Origin of the sequence: Streptomyces iconiensis, assembly GCF_028657195.3 — a bacterium.
In the GTDB taxonomy this organism is placed as follows: domain Bacteria; phylum Actinomycetota; class Actinomycetes; order Streptomycetales; family Streptomycetaceae; genus Streptomyces; species Streptomyces iconiensis.
On record NZ_JANCPR020000002.1, the window covers coordinates 317,224 to 337,761 of the forward strand.

The following is a 20,538-nucleotide window of genomic DNA, read 5'->3' on the forward strand; positions in this document are numbered from 1 at the left end:
CACATTACGGAGAGCCCTGCGGTGTGACGAGAGCGGATGTCCCGGCCCCCGCGGTGCGACGGACACTCAAAGCCGTCCGTGCCCTGAGCGCGGCGCCAGGAGTCCCGCCTCATGGAGATCAGGAGCCATCTGTATGACCGAGCACAGCCCCACCGACTACGTCGCGTACGCGGACCGCGTGTGGCGCGGCGAGAGCACCCTTCTCGCCCACCTCAGCGGCACATTCACCGCGCGGAGGTTGACAGCGGTCGGCGAACGCACCGGGTTCTTCCCGGCGTTCGCGAACGTCGCGGTCTTCGACACCGGTGACGGGCTGGTGCTGGTCGACACCGGCGACTTCCGTACGGCCGAGACCCTGCACGCGGCCGTACGGGACTTCTCGCCCGCGCCCGTGCGTACGGTCGTCTTCACCCACGGGCACGTCGACCACGTCTTCGGAGTCGGGCCGTTCGACGAGGAGGCCGACCGCCTGGGCAGGCCCCGGCCCGAGGTGATCGCGCACGAGGCGCTGCCCGGGAGGTTCGACCGCTACCGGGCGACCGCCGGCTACAACTCGTGGATCAACAGGCGGCAGTTCGGTGTTCCGGGCCTGAACTGGCCCACTGAGTACCGCTACCCGGACACCACCTACCGCGCCACGCACACCGTGCGGCACGGCGAGCTGACCTTCGAACTCGTCCACGCGCGCGGCGAGACCGACGACGCCACCTACGTGTGGGTGCCCGAACTGCGCACCCTGTGCACAGGAGACCTGTTCATCTGGAACGCACCCAACGCGGGGAACCCCCAGAAGGTGCAGCGCTACCCGGAGGACTGGGCGCGGGCGCTGCGCGCCATGGAGAAGCTCGGCGCCGAGGTCCTGCTGCCCGGTCACGGAGTACCCATAGTCGGCGCCGACCGGATCACGCAGGCACTGGGCGACAGCGCGGAGCTGCTGGAGACCCTGTGCGAGCAGACACGGAGCCTCATGAACGAGGGGCGGCGACTCGATGAGGTTCTGCACGCCGTACGCGTCCCCGAGCGGCTTCTGGACAAGCCGTATCTCCATCCCGCCTATGACGAGCCCGAGTTCGTGGTGCGCAACCTGTGGCGCCTCTGGGGCGGCTGGTACGACCAGAATCCGGCCCATCTCAAGCCGGCGCCCGACGCGGCGCTCGCCCGGGAGCTGTCCGAAGCGGCGGGCGGCGCCCACAAGCTCGCCGAACGGGCCGCAGGGCTGTGCGCACGCGGCGAACTGCGCCTGGCGTGCCACCTGGCCGAGACGGCCGCGCTCGCCGCACCGGGGGACACCGGTGTCGCCCGGGTGCGAGCCGATGTCTACACCGCGCGGGCGGCGGCCGAAAGCTCGACCATGGCGCGCGGTGTCTTCTCCTGGGCGGCGGCCGAAGCGGCAGCCGTCGTCGAGGGCACCGACGTCGGCACGGAGCTGACGCGCGGCGCCGAGGGGGCACGGCGCGCGGCCGGGGCCATCAGCGTCGGCCTGGTCGGTGACGACGGCCAGGCCGACAGCGGGCCGGGCGCCTCGGGCCACCCCCGCGAGGCGGGGTCCGGGGCGGGAGCGGGCGAGCGGTGACCCGCTGGGGCACCACATGGACGCTGCTCGCCTTCATGCTGGTGAACTTCGCCGACAAGACGGTGATGGGGCTCGCCGCGAACCCGATCATGGAAGAGCTCGGGCTGACACGGAGCGAGTTCGGAACGGCGTCCTCCGCGTTCTTCGCGCTCTTCAGCCTCGCCGCGCTCGGCGGATCCCTGCTGACGCGGCGCGTCCGTACGCCGGTGCTGCTGCTGGGGATGGCGCTGCTGTGGTCGGCCGCGCAGCTGCCCATGGTGCTCGGCGCCGCGGGTTTCGGCACCCTCCTGGTGACCCGGGTACTCCTCGGCGCCGCCGAGGGACCCGCAGCGCCGGTTGCCACCCATCATCTGCACGGGTGGTTCCCCCGCGCCGAGCGCACACTCCCGACGTCCATCCTGCTGTTCGGTGCCGCGGCGGGCGTCGCGATCGCGGCCCCCACCCTCGGCTTCGTGATCGACCAGTGGGGCTGGCGTGCCGCCTTCGGGACCGTCGGATGCATCGGGCTGATCTGGGCGGCGCTCTGGCTGAGAACCGGTCGAGAGGGCCCGTACGCGCCGCCGTTGGCACACCGCACGGGTGGGGCCCGTACCCCGGAAGGCGGCTCCGGGGAGCAGAGCGGGGCCGGGGCCGACGGCGCCGCGACCGCTCCGGTCACGGCCCCGGCTCCGGTCCCGTACCGGCAGCTGCTGCTCTCGGGCACCTGGCTCGCCGCCGCCTGTGGCGCCTTCGCCGCCTACTGGACGCTGTCGGCCGGACTGACGTGGTCGGCCGACTACTTGGAGGCCGTCGGGGGTCTGAGCCTGCGCGGCGCCAGCACCCTCATCATGACGGCTGCGCTCGCCAAAGGGCTTGCCATGCTCGCCCACGGCCTGCTCTCGCAGCGTGCCGCCAAGCGCGCCGCCTCGGGGGCCGGACGGCGGCGACCCGCCTGGAGCGAGGGCGTCAACAACGGTCTGGTGCTGGCCGTAGCCGCCTTGGCCACCGCAGGCTTCGCGCTGACTGACCTGATGTGGCTCAAGGTCGTGCTGCTGCTGGGACCCATGGCGCTCACCGACATCGTCCTGACCGTGGCCTCGACAGCGGTTTCCCGGATCACTCCGGCGTCCCAGCGGGGCGTCACCCTGGGAGCGCTGACGGGTGTCTTCGCGCTGGCCGGAGTGCTGGCGCCGCTGACGATGGGCCACGTGGTCGACGCGAGCGCCTCCACGGCGGCCGGCTACGAGAACGCCTACCTCCTCATGGCCTCGCTCGTGGCCGTCTCCGGTGTCGTGGTCGCGCTGTTCCTGCGGCCCGGCCGGGACGCCGACAGCGCGGCCCCTGGTGAACGGTCCCCGCACGGGGCAGGGGCCTCCACTAGCCGCCCAGCGCCCGCGCCCCCGCCGTGACGAGTACGGCGGCGCCGACGACCACGAGGAAGGGCGCACGCAGCAGCAGGGCCACCGCCGCGGCGCCCACCCCCGCCAACCGGGCGTCCAGGACGAGCGCCGTATCGGCCCCGAAGGTCTGCTGCGCCGTCAGCGCGGCCAGCAGGGCGACCGGGACGAGCGCCGCCAGCCGTTGGGTCAGTGGCCGCTCCAGCAGCCCCGCGGGCACGGACAGCCCGAGCAGCTTGACGAGATAGCAGCCAACCGCCGTGACTCCTATGGCGATCCACACACTCACCGTGCGTCCTCCTCGTCCGCTTCCGTCTTCTCCGTACCGTTCGCCTTCCGGGTACCGTCCGCGCCGCCCGCACCGTCCGGCCCGCCAGGTCCCTCCACGCCGCCGGCGCCGTCCGCCCCGTACCCCCGGCCGGGCTTCCCCGGCAGCGCCCGGCTGTGCACCAGTAGGACGACGGGTGCGGCCAGCGCGGCCACCAGTACGGGCACGCCCGGGGGCAGCACGGGCAGCAGGCCGAGGCCCAGGAGGACAGCGAGACCGGCCGTGGCCCGTTCCGGCCCGGTACGGAGCATGGGCGCGAGCAGCGCGAGGAAGCAGGCGGGACCGGCCGCGTCGAGGCCCCACGCGTCCGTGTCACCCAGGGCCTCGGCTCCCAGGGCGCCGAGCAGCGTGGTGAGGTTCCACAGTGCGAACAGGGTCGCTCCCGTAACGGTGAAACCGAGCCGGGCGGCATGCCGGCCGCGCTGGGCGAGGGCGACGACTGACGTCTCGTCGATGACCCAGTGGGCCGCGGCCAGGCGCGTCCCCGGCGGGAGGCGCAGCAGGGACGAGAGGCGCAGCCCGTAGAAGGCGTTCCTCGCTCCGAGGAAGAAGGCGCCGGCTGCGGCCGTGAGCGGGTTGCCGCCCGCCGCCAGCGCGCTGACGAGCGCGAACTGCGAGGCTCCCGTGAACACGAGAAGGCTGAGCGCGCATGCCTGCGCGACGCTGATCCCCGCCCCTGCGGCGGTCACACCGAAGGCGAAGCCCGACAGCCCGACGGCGATCCCGACTCCGAGCGCGTCCCGTATGACCGCGCGGTCGTCCCGGCCGCCTTCCGTAGCGGTGTCGTCGTGGAGCGCGGCACCAGTGCCACGAGACGCGGCACCAGTGTCGTGAGCTGGGGCACCGGTGTCGTGAACCGTGGCGCCCTCGTCCGGGCTGCCTATGTCCTTCGGGACTTCGGGTGACTTCAAGAGGTGTTTTCGCTGTGGCACGGGCGTCACGCTAGGAGTCGGTGCCTGACCCCGTCTTGTACGTTCTTGCGCGTCCACGCTGGTAGGCGCCCGGCGGTACGCCGATGACACGGCCGAAGTGGCGGGTCAGATGCGGCTGGTCCGTGAAGCCCACGGCCGTGGCGGCCTCGGCGGGCGGCACACCGGCGTCGAGCAGGGAGCGTGCCCTGTGGACGCGCGCATCGGTCAGCCAGGCGTGCGGCGGCATGCCGAACACCTCCCGGTAGGCGCGCAGCAGCGCGAAGGGGCCTGTGCCCAGTTCGGAGGCGAGCTGCTCCAGGGTGGGCGGATCGGTCATCCGCTCCTCCAGGAGGACGCGTGCTCGCAGGGCGGTACCGGCCCCGGCCGTCCTGATGGCCCGTTCGGGGAGCGGGCCACCGTGGAGCCGCAGCAGCCTGGCGACGGCGATCCGCATCAGGCTGTCGGCGGCGAGTGCGTTCCCCTGGTCGACGGCGCGGTGGACCTCGTGCACGTAGCGCGCCGAAACGGGGTCGTGGACCACAGGCAGAGGAAAGCCCGGTGTGCCCCGGATGGTGGTGGTCTCCGCTGCGATGTCCGCGACGAGCCGCGGATCGGGGTACAGCACGGCGTAACGCCAGCCGCCGGGCGCTCCCGCGTGCCCCGTGTGCATGGTGTCGGGGTTGATCAGCGCCAGCGCGCCAGGGCCCGCGAAGTGCACGCCGCCGCCGTGGTGGAACGCCTCCACGCCCTCGGATATCGCGGCCATCACGTATGTCTCATGCGTGTGCCGCGCGAACGTCTTGCGAATGTAGCGGGCACTCAGCAGGTCCACCCCCGGCAGCCCCGGAAACTGCCAATACCGCGCGCTCTCCCCTGTCGCCATGCGCCCATTCTGCGTTCTGCCCTCTCCCACGGCCCCTCGGGCCACCCGCTCCCACCCCAACCCGCCGGTCCCGTCCCGCTGCCACCCCCGCCTGCCCTGCCCTCCCGGCCGCGGCCTTGTCCCCGCCCCGCCTCGCCCCGCGGAGGCCCCGCGGGGCGAGGCGGCACTCACTGCCCACCTCGGTGCCGCGCTGCACGAGGGCGGCCTTGTCTCCGCCGCGCCCCGCCTCGCCCCGCCCACGGCGAGGTCCCGCCGCACTCACCGCCCACTGTCAGTGCCGTGCTGCACGATGGGGGCATGGGTCAGATCCCGGCGCTGGACGCCTTCTCACCGGCGACCCGTGCATGGTTCACGGGTGCCTTCAGCGAGCCCACTCCGGCACAGGAGGGGGCCTGGCGTGCGCTGAGCCGGGACTCGGACGCGCTGGTGGTGGCGCCGACCGGCTCGGGCAAGACCCTGGCCGCCTTCCTGGCCTCCCTCGACAGCCTCGCCTCGACACCACCGCCCGCCGAGCCGCTCAAGCGCTGCCGGGTTCTGTACGTCTCACCGCTGAAGGCCCTCGCTGTGGACGTGGAGCGCAACCTCCGCAGCCCGCTCACCGGTATCCGGCAGGAGTCCCTACGGCTCGGTCTGCCCGAGCCCGACATCAGGGTCGGCATCCGCTCGGGCGACACCCCCGCGACCGAGCGCAGGTCGATCGCGCGCCGACCGCCGGACATCCTGATCACCACTCCCGAGTCCCTCTTCCTGATGCTCACCTCCGGCGCCAGGGACGCGCTGTCCGGAGTCGAGACCGTCATCCTCGACGAGGTGCACGCGGTGGCCGGCACCAAGCGCGGCGCCCATCTCGCGCTGTCCCTGGAGCGGCTCGACCACCTGCTGGAACGCCCCGCACGCCGTATCGGCCTGTCCGCGACCGTCCGCCCGGTCGATGAGGTGGCGCGCTTCCTCTCGCCGCGCCGGAACGCGGAGATCGTGCAGCCGCCCTCGGGCAAGGAGTTCGCGCTGTCGGTCGTCGTGCCGGTCGAGGACATGGGAGAGCTGGGCGGCTCCCCCGCACAGGACGCGGCGGGCGGCGCTGGCGGCGGCCCCGGAGGCGGCGGAAAGCCCTCGATCTGGCCGTCCGTCGAGGAGCGCATCACCGACCTCATCCAGGAGCACCGCTCGACCATCGTCTTCGCCAACTCGCGCCGCCTGGCCGAGCGGTTGTGCAACAGGCTGAACGAGATCGCGTACGAGCGCGCGACCGGGGAGCCCCTCCCCGAGGACCACTCCCCCGCCGAGCTGATGGGCAACGCCGGGGCGGTCAACGGCGCCCCGGCGCTGATCGCCCGCGCGCACCACGGCTCGGTCTCCAAGGAGCAGCGCTCCCTGGTCGAGGAGGACCTCAAGGCGGGGCGTCTGCCCGCGGTCGTCGCCACCTCCAGCCTGGAGCTGGGCATCGACATGGGCGCGGTCGATCTGGTCATCCAGGTGGAGTCACCCCCGTCGGTCGCCTCGGGTCTGCAGCGCGTGGGCCGCGCGGGCCACCAGGTCGGCGCCGTCTCCGCAGGTGTGGTCTTCCCGAAGTACCGGGGAGACCTCGTCCAGTCAGCCGTCGTCACCGAACGGATGCGCCAGGGCGCGATCGAGGCGCTCCGCGTCCCGTCCAACCCGCTCGACGTGCTGGCACAGCAGATCGTCGCCATGGTCGCCGTGGACGTCTGGGACGTGGACGAACTGCTTGCCCTGGTGCGCCGCGCCGCGCCCTTCGCCGCGCTCCCCGAGTCCGCCTACATCTCAGTGCTGGACATGCTCGCCGGGCGCTACCCCTCGGACGCCTTCGCGGAACTGCGCCCCCGGCTGGTGTGGGACCGGGTCGCACACACGGTCACCGGCAGGCCGGGCGCGCAGCGGCTGGCGGTCACCTCGGGCGGCACCATCCCGGACCGCGGCCTGTTCGGGGTCTTCCTCGCGGGAGCCGACCCGAAGAAGGGCGGCGGCCGGGTCGGGGAACTGGACGAGGAGATGGTCTACGAGTCGCGGGTCGGCGATGTCTTCACGCTGGGCACCACCACGTGGCGGATCGAGGACATCACCCGGGACAGAGTGCTGGTCACCCCGGCTCCCGGCGTGCCGGGCAGGCTCCCCTTCTGGAAGGGCGACCAGCTCGGCAGACCGCTGGAGCTGGGCCGCGCCCTGGGTGCCTTCCTGCGGGAGATCGGCTCGCTCACGCCGGAGGACGCCACCCGGCGGCTGGCCGCCTCCGGCATGGACGAGCTGGCGATCTCCAACCTTCTTGCCTATCTGAACGAGCAGCGCGAGGCGGCAGGACATGTGCCGGACGACAGGACGATCGTCGTCGAACGCTTCCGGGACGAGCTGGGCGACTGGCGGATCGTCGTGCACTCCCCCTTCGGCGCCCAGGTGCACGCCCCCTGGGCCCTCGCCATCGGCGCCAGGCTGACGGAGCGCTACGGCATGGACGCGCAGGTCATGCACGCCGACGACGGCCTGGTACTGCGGCTGCCCGACGCGGAGTTGATGGGCCTTGACATGTTCGGGGACGAGCCGCAGGAGGCCCCTGGCCTCGCGGTGAACCCGGACCAGCCCCCGCTCGGCGTGACCGATGTGCTCTTCGACAAGGGCGAGATCGAACAGATCGTCACCGACCAGGTCGGCGGCTCGGCGCTCTTCGCCGGCAGGTTCCGCGAGTGCGCCTCGCGCGCCCTCCTCCTGCCGCGCCGCAGCCCCGGCAAGCGCACCCCGCTCTGGCAGCAGCGTCAGCGCGCCTCCCAACTGCTCCAGGTGGCGAGCGAGTTCGGTTCCTTCCCGATCATCCTGGAGGCCGTACGGGAGTGCCTCCAGGATGTCTTCGACGTACCGGGCCTCACGGAGCTGATGGGCGACATCGAGTCCCGGCGCGTCCGGATGGTCGAGGTCACCACACCCGAGCCCTCTCCGTTCGCACGCTCGCTGCTCTTCGGCTACGTCGCGCAGTACCTCTACGAGGGCGACTCACCGCTGGCCGAGCGCCGCGCTGCGGCGCTCTCACTGGACTCGCGGCTCCTGTCCGAGCTGCTGGGCCAGGCCGAGCTGCGTGAACTGCTGGACGCCGACGTGCTGCACGAGCTGGAGCGCGAGCTTCAGTGGCGGACGGAGGACCGGCGGGTCAAGGACGCCGAGGGCGTCGCCGACCTGCTCAGGCTGCTGGGCCCGCTCACCTCGGCCGAGCTGGCGGAGCGGGGCGCCGAGCCGGACTGGGCCGGAGAGCTGGAGGCCGCCCGCCGCGCCATCAGGGTGCGCATCGCCGGTGAGGAGTACTGGGCGGCGATCGAGGACGCGGGCCGCCTGCGGGATGCCCTGGGCGCCGCGCTGCCGGTCGGCGTCCCGGAGGCGTTCACGGAACCGGTGGCCGATCCGCTCGGCGACCTCCTCTCGCGCTATGCCCGTACGCACGGGCCGTTCGTCTCCGCCGACGCCGCCTCGCGCTTCGGTCTCGGCACCGCGGTCGCGGACGGCGCGCTGCACCGGCTCGCGGCGAGCGGAAAGCTCGTACAGGGCGAGTTCCATCCCTCCGGGGTCGGTCAGGAGTGGTGCGACGCGACCGTGCTGCGCCGTCTGCGCCGCCGTTCGCTGGCCGCACTGCGGCACGAACTGGAGCCCGTGGCGCCGACGGCACTGGCCGCCTTCCTGCCGCAGTGGCAGCACCTGGGCACGGGAAGCGTGCGCGGCATCGACGGACTGCTGCGCACCGTCGAGCAGTTGCAGGGTGCGCCCGTCCCGGCCTCCGCGCTGGAGAAGCTCGTCCTGCCCGGCCGCGTCCGGGACTACGCGGCACCGATGCTGGACGAGCTGACCGCCTCCGGCGAGGTCGTGTGGGCGGGCGCAGGGGGCCTGCCGGGCAAGGACGGCTGGATCACCCTGTATCCGGCGGACACCGCGCCGTTGCTGCTCCCGCCCCCGCATCCCCTGGAGCTGACGCCGCTGCACCAGGCGGTGCTGGAGGCACTCCAGGGCGGCTACGGGCTGTTCTTCCGGCAGATCGCCGAGCGGGTGCGGGCCGCCGCGCATCCGGACGCCACCGATCCGCAGCTCTCCGACGCGCTGTGGGATCTCGTCTGGTCGGGCCGTGTCACAGGGGACACGCTCGCGCCGCTGCGCGCCCTGCTCGGTTCGGGACGTACGGCGGGCTCCACGGCGCACCGCGCCAAACGCGCGGCGCCGCGCGGGCGTTACGGCTCGTTCACGGCGGCGGCTGTCTCCGCCGGCAGCGGCGTGGCGCGGCGCGCGCCGGGGCGTGCGGCGGCCTCCTCCCCACCGACCGTGGCGGGCCGCTGGGCCCTCCTTCCCATCCCCGAGACGGATCCCACACACCGCGCGCACGCCCTGGCACGCACGCTCCTGGACCGGCACGGCGTCGTCACCCGGGGCGCCGTCGCGGCCGAGGGCGTGGAGGGCGGTTTCTCGGCCGCCTACCGCGTGCTGTCCGTCTTCGAGGAGAGCGGCCAGGCCCGGCGCGGCTACGTCGTCGAAGGGCTGGGCGCCGCACAGTTCGCCATGGACGGCGCCGTGGACAGGCTCCGCGCGGCCAGTACGGCCCGCGAGCGCGAGGAGGGCGCGGGGAGAACGGCGCCGCGCGCGCTCGTCCTCGCGGCGGCCGACCCCGCGAACGCGTACGGCGCCGCACTTCCCTGGCCCGCGCCGCCCGGAGGCGCCACCCACAAGCCGGGGCGGAAGGCGGGCTCCCTCGTCGTCCTGGTCGACGGCGTACTGACGCTGTACGTCGAGAGGGGCGGCAAGACGCTGCTCGCCTGGACGAACGACCCGGACTCGTCGAGTGCCCCCGAGGCCGAGGACACGGGCCCCTCCCCGGAGGCCAGCGAGGAGGGCGCGGCCCGTATCGCCGCTGCGGTCGAGGCACTCGCCCAGGCCACCCGCCAGGGCGCCCTGGGCACGCTCACGGTCGAACGCGTCAACGGGTCCTCGGCGCTCTCCTCCCACCTCGGTACGGCCCTGGAGGCCGCCGGTTTCCACGCGACACCGCGCGGTCTGCGCCTGCGGGCCACCTGACACTCCCGGCCCGGACCCCGACATGTTCCCGGCCCGGATCCCCGATCGTCGCGGTCCCGCGACGGTGCCGGGGCCGCGACGGTGCCGGGATCGACGCGGGCCGGGGCCGGCGCAGCCCGGGGAGCACTGTGGCACCCACCCGCGCGCACTCCCGCCCGCGCACCAGCCCTGGGAGCATGGACGCATGCCTGAAGGAGACACGGTCTGGCGCACGGCACACGCACTGCACGTCGCCCTGGCCGGGCAGACGCTGACCCGTACGGATTTCCGTGTCCCCCAGATCGCCACCGTCGATCTGTCCGGCCGCACGGTCCTGGAGGTCGCACCGCGCGGCAAGCACCTCCTCACCCGTATCGAGGGCAGGCTCACCCTCCACTCCCACCTGGGCATGGAGGGCGCCTGGCGCCTGGAACCTTCCGGTGCGGAGGCCGGCCGTCCGCGGGCAGCCACCGCGTCCCGTCTCCCGGGCTCGGGCCCCTCGCACCAGATCCGCGCCGTGCTCGCCACCGCGACCCATACGGCCACGGGGTACCGGCTCCCGCTCCTCGAACTCCTGCGCACCAGCGAGGAGTTCCGCGCGGTCGGCCATCTCGGCCCTGACCTTCTCGGTCCCGACTGGGATCCGGCCGAGGCCGAGCGGCGGCTGCTCCAGGACCCGGACCGCCCCCTTGCCGAGGCGCTGCTCGACCAGCGCAATCTCGCCGGGATCGGCAATGTGTACGCGGCCGAGCTGTGCTTTCTCGCCCGCACCTCGCCCTGGACGCCCGTCGGCTCCCTCACCCCGCCCCTGCCCACGCGCCTGCTCACCGTCGCCAAGCGGCTGCTGGAGGCGAACAAGGACCGCACGGTCCGCCGCACGACCAACGGCCACCGCCGCGACCGGAACCTCGCCGTCTACGGCCGCGAGCACCGGCCCTGCCACCGCTGCGGCACCCCGGTACGCACCGGCCACTACGGTTCGCCCGAGCGTTCGCGCACCATCTGGTACTGCCCGCACTGCCAGCCGGGAGCACCATCGAGCCCTTCCGGCGGCCCGGGAACGGGCACGCGTGGGACCGGGGGCCCGTCGCACTAATTGACGCCCCGTCAGTTCTGCTCGTACCGTCGTGGACCATGAGCCTTACGGCGTACGACCTCACCGGCAGGACCGCCCTCGTCACGGGCGCCGCCAGCGGTATCGGCCGCGCGAGCGCCGTCCTGCTCGCCGAGGCCGGAGCGGCCGTGCACTGCACGGACCGCGACGAGAAAGGCGCGGCGGACACCGCAGCGCTCATCACGGACACGGGCGGTACCGCGTACTCCCACACCGTCGACGTCATGGAGCGGGACTCCCTCACCGATGCCGTGGCCGCCGCCGTACGGACCGGAGGCAGGCTCGACATCGCGGTGGCCGTCGCGGGCATCATGCACCGCAGCACCGTCCTGGAGACCGAGGACGCCGACCTCGACCGGGTCCTCGACATCAACTTCAAGGGTGTCCTGCGCACCTGCCAGGAAGCGGCCCGCAGCATGATCGCCACGCGGACCCGGGGCAGCATCGTGACCATGGCGTCCGGCGCCATCGACACGGGCTCCCCCGGCCTGCTGTGCTACGGCGCCGCCAAGGCCGCCGTGGTCCAGCTCACCAAGACGCTCGCCTCCGAGGTCGGCCGGCACGGCATACGCGTCAACGCGGTCGCGCCCGGCTGGATACGCACGCCCATGACCGACAGGGACAGCTCGACGGCGCAGCACCAGGTGGAAGAGGCGATGGCCGGGAGGTCTCCGCTGAACCGGGTCGGTGAGGCCCGTGACATCGCGCACGCCGTGCTGCACCTGGCCTCGGACGCCTCCTCCTTCACGACCGGCCAGATCCTCCGGCCCAACGGCGGCGTCGCGATGCCCTGGTAGGTCGCGGTGCCCCCGCAGAACGCGCACCGCCGAGCCGCCGGGACCGCCGGGACGCAGCGGCTCCCCGGGACAGCGCGGCGGGGCGCCTCGGGCGTACCGGCCTTCCGCGCGCGCTCCCGTTCGCCACGTGCACCGGCAGCAGATTCAACCCCCAGCCGCCCGCCGCGACCGAGACCTCCAGCGGCCCGCTCCCGCCCACGGCCACCCGCCACACGGCACACACCCAGGCGACGGCACAGAGGGCGCAAACGGCGCCCAGCAGCCAGCGGACCGGCGTCCGGCGGACCGGCGGCAGCGGGGACACGGCCGTCATGCCACACACCTCCCGCGGCGGTGCGGAGATCCTGGCTCACATGCGGAGACCCTGGCTCGCAGAGGACACCCGCCATCGTCCCGCACCCGCCGGGACCACGCGACTACACAGCGGGGTCCGACCGGCCCGGCGCATACGAAGGTCCCGCCGGGTACTCCCCGGCGGGACCTGTCGTTCTTCGTCTCTCACGCCCCCGGGCCACGCAGGGCGCCACAGCCACCGCGGCACTCAGGCCGCGACGACGTCCACGGCCTCCGTCGGCGCCTTGATGGTGACGCGTTCCTCCGGAACCCCGGTCACCGAGGTCACGGAGAGCGGGTTGAGCACCGGCCGCATGGGCGGGACCGCATCGCTCGCCGCCGACTCGGCCAGCTCCGCGAGCGCCAGCTCGTCGCTGACCTCCCGCATGAGCTCGGACATCCGCACATCGAGTGCGTCACAGATCGACGAGAGCAGTTCGGACGAGGCTTCCTTCTGGCCGCGCTCGACCTCGGAGAGGTATCCGAGCGAGACCCGGGCGGACGAAGAGACTTCGCGCAGGGTGCGACCCTGGCGTTGGCGCTGCCGACGCAGCACGTCACCCAGCAGGCGACGGAGCAGAATCATCGGTGCTCCTCCCTCTCAACGCGCGGCGTCTTCCACAGCCTGTATCGGGACGGCCAGTTGGCCCCGAATCCTTCAGGCTCCACCGTACCGCCTCGGCCCGCACCCGTGCGGGGAGCGATGTCGTGTTCACTCAGGGCTGCAAACATCCATTCCCCCCGGTCTGTTCCCTATCCTGTCGCCCCGCATTTTCGATCAGTTCCTTGTAGAGCAGCTCCAGGACTCCTCGAACACTCTCTGTACGGATCCCGTCACGCACACGCTCACCGGCCTCCTCACCGTTCCCACCGGCCCGATCGCCGCTCCGGCTGCCTTCGAGGCCCAACCGTTCACCCACGGCAGGCGTGCCGGGCCCGGCGACCGCGACGTAGACCGTCCCGACCGGCTGACCGTCCTGGGGCTCGGGGCCGGCCACTCCCGTCGTGGCGATGCCCCAGTCGGCGCCCAGCGCCTCGCGTACGCCCCGCGCCATCTGGCGCGCGACCTCGGCGTCGACCGCGCCCCGCTCCTCAAGGAGTGCCCCGTCGACCCCGAGTACATCCCTCTTCAGTTCGGTCGCATACGTGGTGACGGAGCCACGGAAGACCCGTGAGGCGCCGGGGACGGATGTGATCTCGGCGGCGACCAGTCCGCCGGTGAGGGACTCGGCCACGGCGAGCGTCTCGCCGCGTGCCGCGAGCAGTGCCAGCGCCCCGGGAGCACAGGTACCGCCACTCACGACGGCTCGTTCTCCGCGGCCTCGGCGGCCATGCCGGCCCGCCGCAGCACGACCGCCTGCCGTACGTAGTCGAGACCGGTCGCCACGGTGAGCACCACGGCGACGGCCATCACCCACCAGCGGAGGGTGGCCAGCGGCCCGGTCAGCACCAGGACATACATGCCCACGGCGACGCCCTGCGCGAGGGTCTTCATCTTGCCGCCGCGGCTCGCGGGGATCACCCCGTGTCTGATGACCCAGAAGCGCATGACCGTGATGCCCAGCTCACGGAAGAGGATCACGCCGGTGACCCACCAGGGCAGATCGGAGAGCGCCGACAGGCAGATGAGCGCGGCGCCCATGATCGCCTTGTCCGCGATGGGGTCGGCGATCTTGCCGAAGTCGGTGACGAGGTCGTACCTGCGGGCCAGCTCACCGTCGAAGAGGTCGGTGATCATGGCGACGGTGAAGGCCGCCCAGGCGAAGGAGCGCCATACGGGGTCGTGGCCGTCGTCGGCCACCATGAGCAGGACGAAGCCAGGTACCAGCAGCAGCCGGATCATCGTCAGGATGTTGGCGATGTTCCACAGGCTCACAGGCCGCACATTCGCGGCGGCCTTCGGCTTCGCGACGGGACCGCGTCCCGCCGCGGAGGCCGGGACTCCCGTCATCTGCCCGCCTCCTCACTGCCCTCGCGAGGGCCGCTGCCCACCCCCACAGGGAGCGCGGCACCGGCTGTGAGCGGCTCGGCCACCAGGTCCACACCCTCGGCCGCAATGACCCTCGCTTCGACCATACGTCCGATACGGAAGGGCTGTCCCGTCGAACCCGGGCCCGCGGCCGGCTCCAGACGCACCTGTCCGTCCGTCTCGGGCGCCTGGTGCGCACCCCGTCCGACCGGCCCTTCTCCGTCCTCGCCCGCGTCGACGGACTCGACCAGGACACTGACCGTCTCGCCGATGCGCTCCTCGGCGCGCTGGGTGGTCAGCTCCTCGGCCAGCCGCGAGACCCGCGCCAGCCGCTCGGCGACCTCCTCGGCGGGGACCTTGCCGTCGTAACCGGCGGCCTCGGTCCCGTCCTCGTCCGAGTACCCGAACACCCCGATGGCGTCCAGCCTGGCCCCGGTCAGGAAGCGCTCCAGCTCGGCCACGTCGTTCTCGCTCTCGCCGGGGAAGCCGACGATGAAGTTGGAGCGGACGCCCGCGTGCGGCGCCTTGCCTCTGATCTCCTCCAGCAGGCCCAGGAAGCGGTCGGTGTCGCCGAAGCGCCGCATCGCGCGCAGCACGCCGGGGGCCGAGTGCTGGAAGGAGAGGTCGAAGTACGGGGCCACCCTGTCGGTGCCCGTGAGGACGTCGATGAGCCCGGGGCGCATCTCGGCGGGCTGGAGGTAGCTGACGCGTACGCGCTCGATCCCGTCCACAGCGGCCAGCTCGGGCAGCAGCGTCTCCAGCAGCCGGATGTCGCCGAGGTCCTTGCCGTAGGAGGTGTTGTTCTCCGAGACGAGCATGATCTCGCGCACGCCCTCGCCTGCCAGCCAGCGCGTCTCGCCGAGCACGTCGGAGGGGCGGCGGGAGATGAAGGAGCCGCGGAAGGAGGGGATGGCGCAGAACGAGCACCGCCGGTCGCAGCCGGAGGCGAGCTTCACGGAGGCGACGGGGCTGGTGCCCAGGCGCCGGCGCAGCGGTGCGCGCGGCCCTGAGGCGGGTGCCACGCCCTCGGGCAGGTCCTGGGGCGCGCTCTGGACCGCGTCGGCCGAGGCGCCGTGTCCGGGGAGCGCGACGGTGGCGTCCTGGCGCTCCGCCGGGCTGACCGGCAGCAGCTTGCGCCGGTCACGGGGGGTGTGCGCGGCGTGCACACCACCGCTCAGGATGGTCTGGAGTCTGTCGGAGATATCGGCGTAGTCGTCGAATCCGAGCACGGCGTCGGCCTCGGGCAGGGCCTCGGCCAGCTCCTTGCCGTAGCGCTCGGCCATGCAGCCGACGGCGACGACGGCCTGGGTCCTGCCGCCGTCCTCGCGTGCCGAGTTCTTCAGATCGTTGGCCTCTAGGAGGGCGTCGACCGAGTCCTTCTTGGCGGCTTCGACGAAGCCGCAGGTGTTGACGACTGCGACATCGGCGTCGGCGGCTTCCTCGACGAGGTCCCAGCCATCCGCCGCCAGGCGGCCTGCAAGCTCCTCCGAGTCCACCTCGTTACGTGCGCATCCGAGAGTGACAAGGGCGACGGTACGGCGTTCGGGCATGGGCTCAGCCTACTTTGTCCCGCACACCCCACCCGCCGCGAGGGCAGCACCTCCAGGCTCGGACGTTCCCCCGCGGCTCAGCCCGCCTCGGGATCGCCCCGCGTGTAGCTGAGGCGCTGCACCTGGCCGACCTCGCCCACGTGCTTGACCTCCTTGCCGTTGACGAACAGCTTCACGCCTCCGGCGTTGCCCAGTACGAGGTTGAGCCGCTTGTCGTCGGTGAGGGTCTTGGACTGGCCCTGCCTGAGCACGCCTTCATGCACGAGGCGCCCGTTGTGGTCCTTGGCGGAGATCCAGCTGTTGCCCTGCTCCGCCGTCATCCTGACGGTGACCTTGTCGGCGGGCGCCCCCGCGATGGCGCTGTCGGAGGGCTTGGGGTCGGAGGTCCTGGACGGGCTCGGCTTGTCCGACGCCTTCTTGGACGGGGACTCGGAGGGCGTGTCCTCGGCGACGGGCTTGCCCGACTCGTTGTCGCCGCCGCTGAAGAGGGTGAAGCCGACAAAGCCGACAACGGCCACGATGGCGGCGACCATGGCCGCCGTCCAGTTGGGCCGCCGGGGCTCGGGGCGGATGCGCTCGGCCTCGAAGAGGGTGGAGGGCGGAGTGGGCGCCGGACGGCCGCCGTGTTCGTCGTCGTACTGCGCCACGAGCGCGTCGCCGTCGAGCCCGACGGCACGCGCGAGAGTGCGGATGTGGCCGCGCGCGTAGACGTCCCCGCCACACCGTGAGTAGTCGTCCTGCTCGATGGCCTGCACGATCGGGATCCGCACCCGCGTGGACGTGCTGATCTCGTCCACGCTCAACCGTGCGACGATCCGGGCCTGGTGGAGGGCTCGACCGACCGAAGGCCGGTCCTCTTCGGGTGAGTTGCCGATGGACACGGGGGCGCCTTTCGAGCGTGTAGCCACCTGCTGGAGGTTCAGTCTAGGGGCGGAGCAAAAGGGTGGGGCAAGCGGGCGGAGCGACTTTGTCCGCCATCGGGATGGCCACGAGCCCCGACCGCACGGCCCTGCCGCCGCTCCACTCTTCAACTTGACGTATCGGTTGCGGAAACGGTTGCCTCGCTCGTCTCTCCGAGTGAGGCCCTGACCTTACGAATGCGTTACGGCCGTCCTAGGACTCCCCGCCGCCCCGGATCACCGCCAGTACCCCGTCCAGTTCGTCCGGCTTGACCAGCACGTCACGTGCCTTGGAACCCTCGCTCGGGCCGACCACGCCGCGCGACTCCATCAGGTCCATCAGCCGTCCGGCCTTGGCGAAGCCCACGCGCAGCTTGCGCTGGAGCATCGAGGTGGAGCCGAACTGCGTGGAGACGACCAGCTCCGCCGCCTGGCAGAGCAGATCCATGTCGTCACCGATCTCCTCGTCGATCTCCTTCTTCTGCTGCTGTCCGACGGTGACGTCGTCGCGGAAGACCGGTGCCATCTGAGCCTTGCAGTGATCGACGACGCGCGCGACCTCCTGCTCGGTCACAAAAGCACCCTGCATACGGATGGGCTTGTTCGCGCCCATCGGCAGGAACAGACCGTCACCCTTGCCGATGAGCTTTTCCGCGCCCGCCTGGTCCAGGATGACGCGGCTGTCGGCGAGCGAAGAGGTGGAGAACCCGAGCCTGGAGGGCACGTTGGCCTTGATCAGACCGGTCACGACATCGACCGAGGGGCGCTGCGTGGCCAGCACCAGGTGGATACCGGCGGCACGCGCCAGCTGCGTGATCCGGACGATCGCGTCCTCCACGTCGCGCGGAGCCACCATCATCAGGTCAGCCAGCTCATCGACGATGACGAGCAGGTACGGGTACGGGGACAGTTCGCGTTCGCTGCCCTCCGGAGCCGTGGCCTTGCCCGAGCGCACCGCCTCGTTGAAGTCGTCGATGTGGCGGAACCCGAACGCCGCGAGGTCGTCGTAGCGCAGGTCCATCTCGCGCACGACCCATTGGAGCGCCTCGGCGGCCTTCTTGGGGTTGGTGATGATCGGCGTGATGAGGTGCGGGATGCCCTCGTAGGCGTTCAACTCGACCCGCTTGGGGTCCACGAGCACCATGCGTACGTCCTCGGGCGTCGCCCTGGCCATCACGGAGGTGATCAGGCAGTTTATGCAGGAGGACTTGCCGGATCCCGTGGCGCCCGCGACGAGGATGTGCGGCATCTTGGCGAGGTTGACCGAGACGTAGCCGCCCTCGACGTCCTTGCCGAGACCGGCCAGCAGCGGGTGCTCCTCGCCTGCGGCCTCAGCCGAGCGCAGCACGTCGCCGAGATTGACCATCTCCCGGTCGCTGTTGGGGATCTCGATGCCGACCGCCGACTTCCCCGGGATGGGGTTGATGATGCGCACGTCGGGGCTGGCGACCGCGTAGGCGATGTTCTTGGCGAGCGCCGTGATCTTCTCGACCTTCACACCGGGGCCCAGTGCGATCTCGTAGCGCGTGACGGTCGGGCCCCGGGTGAAGCCGGTGACGGAGGCGTCCACCTTGAACTCGGTGAAGACGGTCGTCAGTGACTGCACGACCTCGTCGTTGGCCGCGCTGCGCGTGCGCCCCGGTCCGCCCCGCTCCAGCAGGTCGAGGGAGGGCAGTGCGTAGGTGATGTCACCGCGCAGCTGGAGCTGTTCGGCGCGGGGCGGCAGTTCGGCCGGCTCGGGCGGCGCCGGCGCCTTGGTGAGGTCGGGGACAGGCGTGTCCTCCGTGGGCTCCTCACCGCGCGCACCGGGCACGGCGGACTCGGCCCGCTTGTCCTTGCGGCGGCCCGCCGATACGGAGCTGGTCAGATCGGCGACGAGCGGCGAGGGCTGCACGCCGTGCATCACCGCGCCGTCCAGCGAGGCGGCAGCGGCGGCTGCCACGTCCACGGCGTCCAGGGTCCGTTCGCTCGTACCCGCGCTCGCCGCGACCGCTTCCGCGTCCTGCGGCAGCGGCTCCTGCGTCCCCGCACCGCGCTTGCCCTTGCGCGCCGTGCGGCGGCGGTCGAGCGCTTCCTTCTCCGCGTGCGCCGCGTCCAGGTGGTCCTTGCGCATGCTGTGCCTGCGCCGCGCGCCCGTCTCCTCCTCGTGCTCGCCGTCCTCCTCGTCCTCCAACGGCTGTACGACACCGAGCCGTACGCCCGCGGCGCGCAGCCGCTGCGGGATGGCGTTGACGGGAGTGGCGGTGACCACGAGCAGACCGAAGACGGTGACCAGCGCGAGCAGCGCGACGGCGAGCATCTCGCCGACGGTGAAGATCATCGGCCGGGACACGGCCCAGCCGATGAGCCCTCCGGCGTCCCGCAGCGCGTCGTCGCCGTCGCCTCTGCCGGGCGCCCCGCAGCCGATGTGCACCAGCCCGAGCACCCCGATGACCAGCGCCGAAAGCCCAATGACGATACGGCCGTTGGCTTCCGGCTTCTCCGGGTGTCTGATCAGTCGTACGGAGATGACACCGAGCAGTATCGGCACCAGCAGGTCGAGACGGCCGAAGGCGCCGGTGACCAGCACCTCCACGAGGTCGCCCACGGGGCCTTGGAGGTTGGACCAGGTGCCCGCCGCGACGACGAGCGCGAGACCGAGCAGCAGCAGTGCGACGCCGTCCTTCCGGTGTGCGGGATCGAGTCCCTTGCCGCTGCGGCCTATACCGCGGAAGACCGCCGCGATCGCGTGCGCGAGGCCGAGCCAGCAGGCCCGTACGAGCCGGAAGACGCCGTTGGTCGGCGAAGGCGCGGACTTCGCCGCGACCTTGCCCTTCGGCTTGGCGGCGGTCTTCTTGGCCGGCGCTTTCTTGGCAGGGGCCTTCTTCGCCGGGGGCTTTTTCGCGGCAGCCTTCTTAGCGGGCGCTTTCTTGGCTGCCTTTCCTGTTCCCGACGTACGTGAGGCCATGGAGGTGAGGTTACCGGGGACGGGCACGTGAGGCACGGACGACCGGGGCGCGGGAAGTGCCCCGGGATCAGTTCTGGGACGACACCTGCGCGGAGGCGTCGCCGCCCGTTCCTGGCTCCAGTGCGTCAAGTGCCCTGCGGAGTCCCGTGAGTTTGCGCTCAAGGTGCGCGGCTGTCGCTGCCGTGGCCGCGTCGGCCGAGTCGCCCAACTGCTTGGTGAGCGCCTCCGCCTGCTCCTCGACGGCCGCGAGCCGCGCGGACAGCTCGACCAGCAACCCGGGTGCCTCGGCGCCCTCGTCGGGCGCCTCCTGCCGCTGTGCGCTGCCGTTGCCCTCCAACTGGAGCCGCAGCAGGGACGCCTGCTCACGCAGCTGCACGTTCTTCATGTAGAGGTCGACGAACACCGAGACCTTGGCCCGCAGGACCCATGGGTCGAAGGGCTTGGAGATGTAGTCGACCGCACCCGCCGCGTACCCGCGGAAGGTGTGGTGCGGCCCGTGGTTGATGGCCGTCAGAAAGATGATCGGGATGTCGCGTGTGCGCTCTCTGCGCTTGATGTGTGCCGCTGTCTCGAAGCCGTCCATGCCCGGCATCTGGACATCCAGCAGGATGACAGCGAAGTCATCCGTCAGCAGCGCCTTGAGCGCTTCCTCCCCTGACGATGCCCGTACCAGCGTCTGATCGAGCGCGGAGAGAATGGCCTCCAGCGCCAGCAGATTCTCCGGCCGGTCATCGACCAGGAGGATCTTGGCCTTCTGCACCATGGCCCGTCCTCCTCGCCCCGGCAGCCCCTCGGACGCCGCCCCTGGGAGCGGCTCTCTGTCGCCG

At 72.1% G+C, this 20,538-nt stretch carries 15 protein-coding genes; 5 read left to right on the forward strand and 10 right to left on the reverse strand.

Annotated elements, in window-relative coordinates; genetic code table 11:
- Positions 1–133 precede the first annotated feature (133 nt).
- Both NMN56_RS02945 and NMN56_RS02950 read left to right on the forward strand, forming a co-directional pair.
- Positions 134–1,573, forward strand: a complete 1,440-nt coding sequence (locus tag NMN56_RS02945) for an alkyl sulfatase dimerization domain-containing protein (RefSeq protein WP_274043471.1) — start codon at positions 134–136, stop codon at positions 1,571–1,573.
- Positions 1,570–2,961 (forward strand): MFS transporter, encoded by a 1,392-nt coding sequence (locus tag NMN56_RS02950; RefSeq protein ID WP_274043470.1) that lies wholly within the window; start codon positions 1,570–1,572, stop codon positions 2,959–2,961. The genes NMN56_RS02945 and NMN56_RS02950 overlap by 4 nt, the downstream gene beginning before the upstream one ends.
- Here the strand turns inward: NMN56_RS02950 and NMN56_RS02955 are convergent.
- The 3 genes from NMN56_RS02955 to NMN56_RS02965 all read right to left on the reverse strand — a co-directional run bounded on the left by NMN56_RS02955 (position 2,930) and on the right by NMN56_RS02965 (position 5,071).
- Positions 2,930–3,238, reverse strand: coding sequence for an AzlD domain-containing protein (locus NMN56_RS02955; protein WP_274043469.1), 309 nt, complete (start codon positions 3,236–3,238; stop codon positions 2,930–2,932). The genes NMN56_RS02950 and NMN56_RS02955 overlap by 32 nt on opposite strands.
- Positions 3,235–4,023, reverse strand: a complete 789-nt coding sequence (locus NMN56_RS02960; protein WP_274043695.1) for an AzlC family ABC transporter permease — start codon at positions 4,021–4,023, stop codon at positions 3,235–3,237. The genes NMN56_RS02955 and NMN56_RS02960 overlap by 4 nt, the downstream gene beginning before the upstream one ends.
- A gap of 196 nt (positions 4,024–4,219) precedes the next feature.
- On the reverse strand, positions 4,220–5,071 hold the full coding sequence (locus NMN56_RS02965) for an AraC family transcriptional regulator (protein WP_274043468.1): 852 nt from the start codon (positions 5,069–5,071) through the stop codon (positions 4,220–4,222).
- A gap of 297 nt (positions 5,072–5,368) precedes the next feature.
- Between NMN56_RS02965 and NMN56_RS02970 the strand changes: the two genes are divergently transcribed.
- The 3 genes from NMN56_RS02970 to NMN56_RS02980 all read left to right on the forward strand — a co-directional run bounded on the left by NMN56_RS02970 (position 5,369) and on the right by NMN56_RS02980 (position 12,013).
- Complete coding sequence (locus NMN56_RS02970; protein WP_274043467.1) at positions 5,369–10,123, forward strand: ATP-dependent helicase; 4,755 nt, start codon at positions 5,369–5,371, stop codon at positions 10,121–10,123.
- A gap of 184 nt (positions 10,124–10,307) precedes the next feature.
- Positions 10,308–11,198: an Fpg/Nei family DNA glycosylase gene (locus tag NMN56_RS02975; protein ID WP_274043466.1), complete on the forward strand. Its 891-nt coding sequence runs from the start codon at positions 10,308–10,310 to the stop codon at positions 11,196–11,198.
- Between the two features lie 38 nt (positions 11,199–11,236).
- Positions 11,237–12,013 (forward strand): SDR family NAD(P)-dependent oxidoreductase, encoded by a 777-nt coding sequence (locus NMN56_RS02980; protein ID WP_274043465.1) that lies wholly within the window; start codon positions 11,237–11,239, stop codon positions 12,011–12,013.
- A gap of 541 nt (positions 12,014–12,554) precedes the next feature.
- On the opposite strand, the gene NMN56_RS02985 is transcribed toward NMN56_RS02980, so the two are convergent.
- From NMN56_RS02985 to NMN56_RS03015, 7 genes are all read right to left on the reverse strand, one after another.
- Positions 12,555–12,932, reverse strand: a complete 378-nt coding sequence (locus NMN56_RS02985) for a helix-turn-helix domain-containing protein (protein WP_274043464.1) — start codon at positions 12,930–12,932, stop codon at positions 12,555–12,557.
- A gap of 130 nt (positions 12,933–13,062) precedes the next feature.
- Positions 13,063–13,647, reverse strand: coding sequence for a CinA family protein (locus NMN56_RS02990; RefSeq protein WP_274043463.1), 585 nt, complete (start codon positions 13,645–13,647; stop codon positions 13,063–13,065).
- Positions 13,644–14,297 carry a CDP-diacylglycerol--glycerol-3-phosphate 3-phosphatidyltransferase gene (gene pgsA / locus NMN56_RS02995; RefSeq protein WP_274043462.1) on the reverse strand — a complete coding sequence of 218 codons (654 nt, stop codon included), beginning with the start codon at positions 14,295–14,297 and terminating at the stop codon, positions 13,644–13,646. Before pgsA ends, NMN56_RS02990 begins: the two co-directional genes overlap by 4 nt.
- Entirely contained in the window at positions 14,294–15,865 is a 1,572-nt protein-coding gene (rimO, locus tag NMN56_RS03000; RefSeq protein ID WP_274043461.1) for a 30S ribosomal protein S12 methylthiotransferase RimO, read from the reverse strand. Before rimO ends, pgsA begins: the two co-directional genes overlap by 4 nt.
- A gap of 77 nt (positions 15,866–15,942) precedes the next feature.
- A complete protein-coding gene (locus NMN56_RS03005; RefSeq protein WP_274043460.1) occupies positions 15,943–16,746 on the reverse strand; it encodes a helix-turn-helix domain-containing protein in 804 nt (267 codons plus the stop codon).
- Between the two features lie 232 nt (positions 16,747–16,978).
- Entirely contained in the window at positions 16,979–19,711 is a 2,733-nt protein-coding gene (locus NMN56_RS03010) for an FtsK/SpoIIIE family DNA translocase (protein ID WP_274043459.1), read from the reverse strand.
- 67 nt (positions 19,712–19,778) lie between these two features.
- Complete coding sequence (locus NMN56_RS03015; RefSeq protein ID WP_274043458.1) at positions 19,779–20,474, reverse strand: response regulator; 696 nt, start codon at positions 20,472–20,474, stop codon at positions 19,779–19,781.
- Positions 20,475–20,538 lie beyond the last annotated feature (64 nt).

Bases quoted from the DNA above. Each gene is read 5' to 3' on its own strand.
- NMN56_RS02985 (WP_274043464.1), bottom strand. From the start codon at position 12,932: ATGATTCTGCTCCGTCGCCTGCTGGGTGACGTGCTGCGTCGGCAGCGC.
- NMN56_RS03010 (WP_274043459.1), bottom strand. From the start codon at position 19,711: ATGGCCTCACGTACGTCGGGAACAGGAAAGGCAGCCAAGAAAGCGCCC.
- NMN56_RS02945 (WP_274043471.1), top strand. From the start codon at position 134: ATGACCGAGCACAGCCCCACCGACTACGTCGCGTACGCGGACCGCGTG.
- pgsA (WP_274043462.1), bottom strand. From the start codon at position 14,297: ATGACGGGAGTCCCGGCCTCCGCGGCGGGACGCGGTCCCGTCGCGAAG.
- NMN56_RS02975 (WP_274043466.1), top strand. From the start codon at position 10,308: ATGCCTGAAGGAGACACGGTCTGGCGCACGGCACACGCACTGCACGTC.
- NMN56_RS03015 (WP_274043458.1), bottom strand. From the start codon at position 20,474: ATGGTGCAGAAGGCCAAGATCCTCCTGGTCGATGACCGGCCGGAGAAT.
- NMN56_RS02980 (WP_274043465.1), top strand. From the start codon at position 11,237: ATGAGCCTTACGGCGTACGACCTCACCGGCAGGACCGCCCTCGTCACG.
- NMN56_RS02965 (WP_274043468.1), bottom strand. From the start codon at position 5,071: ATGGCGACAGGGGAGAGCGCGCGGTATTGGCAGTTTCCGGGGCTGCCG.
- rimO (WP_274043461.1), bottom strand. From the start codon at position 15,865: ATGCCCGAACGCCGTACCGTCGCCCTTGTCACTCTCGGATGCGCACGT.
- NMN56_RS02970 (WP_274043467.1), top strand. From the start codon at position 5,369: ATGGGTCAGATCCCGGCGCTGGACGCCTTCTCACCGGCGACCCGTGCA.